Annotated in this window: 5 protein-coding genes; 1 reads left to right on the forward strand and 4 read right to left on the reverse strand. The window is 25.6% G+C overall.

Going from position 1 to position 2,909, the window contains the following annotated elements; genetic code table 11:
* Positions 1–284: 284 nt before the first annotated feature.
* Positions 285–494 carry a hypothetical protein gene (locus RI01_RS00005; RefSeq protein WP_017192620.1) on the forward strand — a complete coding sequence of 70 codons (210 nt, stop codon included), beginning with the start codon at positions 285–287 and terminating at the stop codon, positions 492–494.
* Between the two features lie 444 nt (positions 495–938).
* Here the strand turns inward: RI01_RS00005 and RI01_RS03600 are convergent, their stop codons facing one another.
* The 4 genes from RI01_RS03600 to RI01_RS00015 form a co-directional block, all read right to left on the reverse strand.
* Complete coding sequence (locus tag RI01_RS03600) at positions 939–1,097, reverse strand: hypothetical protein (RefSeq protein WP_161598040.1); 159 nt, start codon at positions 1,095–1,097, stop codon at positions 939–941.
* Between the two features lie 457 nt (positions 1,098–1,554).
* The gene (locus tag RI01_RS03980; protein WP_083845869.1) at positions 1,555–1,749 is read right to left on the reverse strand and encodes an SVM family protein; all 195 of its coding nucleotides are present in this window, start codon (positions 1,747–1,749) and stop codon (positions 1,555–1,557) included.
* 237 nt (positions 1,750–1,986) lie between these two features.
* Positions 1,987–2,127, reverse strand: coding sequence for an SVM family protein (locus RI01_RS03740; protein WP_017192622.1), 141 nt, complete (start codon positions 2,125–2,127; stop codon positions 1,987–1,989).
* Between the two features lie 396 nt (positions 2,128–2,523).
* Entirely contained in the window at positions 2,524–2,853 is a 330-nt protein-coding gene (locus tag RI01_RS00015; protein WP_017192623.1) for an SVM family protein, read from the reverse strand.
* Between the last annotated feature and the right edge of the window lie 56 nt (positions 2,854–2,909).

Below are 2,909 nucleotides of genomic sequence, written 5' to 3' on the forward strand. Positions count from 1 at the left end.
TGAACGAACAAGACATTTTATTTGCTTTAAATATGCATTAGAAAGTATCCATTTAAAGGAACAAAAAGAATAAAATGTATTTACGTTTTAAAACAAATTATGAATTTTTTAGCTAATACAGATACATTTAATATTTTATTAACTTCACATATAAAACTAACTAACTAACTAACTATAACATTACTGAAAAAACATTATTTTTAAAGGAAACAGATATTACCAAAATAAAAGTAGTATTACAAGAATTAAATAAAGGCTTTTTTAGTTTAGAGTTTGACGCTGCTTTGGAACAAAAATATTTTTTTGATAAGCAAAAGAAAAAATTATATATCAACCCTACTAAAATAAATGTTCCTTTCTTATATGAGCAAAATAAGCATCAAAATAGTCCTTCTTGGTTAAATGATTTTAAAAAAAGAATTCGTTTTTCAAAATTAAAAGGAATTTGTAACACAAATGAGGGTGTCAAAGATGCCTTATTAACAGCGAATTAACGAATCGCAATGTGTGATAATCACATACTTTATATTTTTGGTTTATCAAATGAAAGAATAGCAAATTACAGCAGAGAATAAAAGCGGATTGAGGTGAAGTTCATAGCCAAGAAGATACCGCAAGAAGAAAGAATTCCAAGGAAAAGTCTTGCAACGGTCCTAAACGCAAAAAGAATAGTAATATAATAACCAAGTCGAAAGGAATTGAAACGACCTGTAAGATAGGACTAAATAGTTATTTGGCTCGACTATTTAAATTATCAGGGGATAAAATCCCTTCCTGGTTTGAATACAAACGTCTTAACTCGCCTGGCTAAACGGTATTTACCTATCTCAGAAATCTAAACAATTTCACGGAGTTAATGCTAAGGTCAGTGTCCCTAAAGAATTCACGTAGTTAATAATAAGAGTAACTTTGATTTTCCTAAAAATCAAGGTTAAAACCTATACTTGAGGAGGGTTTTTGAAATGATAATAGAGATAGGTTTGTTGATAAGCGTTATAACTAGGCGTATACAAAACGCCATCGCATCGAAGATTAAAATATTTTAAGATATTAGGGATATCTTCGCGCTCTAGAACGTTGAAGTCGTATTTTTTCATTTTTGGTTGGGTGTTTAACCATTCTTGTTGAAGAGTTTGGTAATCTGTTAATTTGATATGTGATTTGGTTTGTTTGTGAAAATAGTTATAGTTATGGGCGAAAATAGGTTTAATGAATAAAATAACGATTAATAAAAGAATGTTTATAAAAACTTTTTTAGAGATTTTGTTTGATTCATATATTTTTGCCTCCTTTGGTTTTTAATTTTATGGCCTATCCGTGATGTTTTGTTTAAGGAAAAGAAAAAAGACCCTGAGAGGGTTTTTGTTTTATTTTTCATATAAATTAAAAGATTTTTTTAATAATTTAAAGAGTTTAAAGTGTTTTATATGTTTTCAGTTGTTCTTTTTGATTATTAATTGATTTTGTCAAATTTGTTGATATTTTAGTAAGATTTTCAATTTTTTGAAGATTATTTCGATTATTTCTTTCTTGTGATATTTATATTTTTCTACATTAACTTTTTTTGCTTGCATTTTCGCGAATTTTATTGACGGAAGTATTACTAGTTCCAGATTCATTATTATTCATCGCCATTAATTGATAATTATTAACAACAAATAATAATCCTATGAAAGTTATTAAACAAAGATAAATTATTTTAAATTGTTTTTTAAATTGAATATTAATTAAAAATCTCCTTTTATTTATATTTAATTATTATTTAATGTTTTATTAGAATTATTCAATTGGCCTTGGGATGTTTTGGATTTCGTGTGTTTGGGGTTATTGTATGATATCTCGCATTTGAATCTGTTGCATTATCATATATATTTCCATATCTATCTTAACCATTTCTGTTATAACATGACATAATCTTTCAATATTTACATCATTTCTTGGTTCTCGAGATAGTACTATTTCTTGTAACTTGAGTTCATTTTTTCTTTATTCTAATCGGATCTTTTGTTTTTCTAAAGTTATTCCAGGGAAAGCATATAATTTTTTATTATTATTAATAAATAACATTCCTAATAAAACAAATAAACAAAAACTTATTATTTTAAATTGATTTTTTACTTGAAACATTAATTAAAATCTCCTTTGATTTTATTCCTCATTTGAGGTGATTTCGTAGAAAGTGTTTAGGGGTTCTATGGATCGAAATAACGATCTTGGGAATTATCATAATCTCTTTCTAAATATTCTTTATTTTTTTGGGCATAATATAACCATACAATTTAATGCCTCAATTTTGTTTTTATCCATAATTTGAAACCCCTTTTTGTTTATAAATTCATTATAACATGCATCAACTTTGATAGCAAGTTTTTAATTTGTTTTTTGTAATATTTTTAGTTCTCTCATGGTTTTGTTTGCCTCCTTTGGTTTTTTGGTTTAATGGCTTTGCCAGTTGTTGTGTGTGTTGTTTGGGGTCAAAAAAAGACCCTAGGGATGGTCTTGTTTATATTTTTAGTTCTTTTATTATTGATTCGGAAGAATATTTATTCTAATATTTTCAGATTGTATATGTATATTTCTTATTTGATTTTTTAAATTAATTATTATATCTTGTGGCAGATTATCTCTAGTAGCATTATAAAGTTCTTGAAATAAGTTTGCTTCATTTAACAACAAATCATGCAAAGTTCTGATTTGTGTTAATATATTGTTGTCAACATTGTTATTTCGGGGTATATTGGTATTAGAATTTGCATTATTCGCCATTAATAGATTATTATTAACTAATAATAATCCCAAAAAAATAAACAAATAAATACTTATTATTTTAAATTGGTTTTTTAATTTAAACATTATTTATTAAAACTCCTTTATTTTTTATTGATTGTTTTGTTTCAATTCTTAAATTA

This window comes from Italian clover phyllody phytoplasma str. MA1 (assembly GCF_000300695.1).
Lineage (GTDB): Bacteria > Bacillota_I > Bacilli_A > Acholeplasmatales > Acholeplasmataceae > Phytoplasma.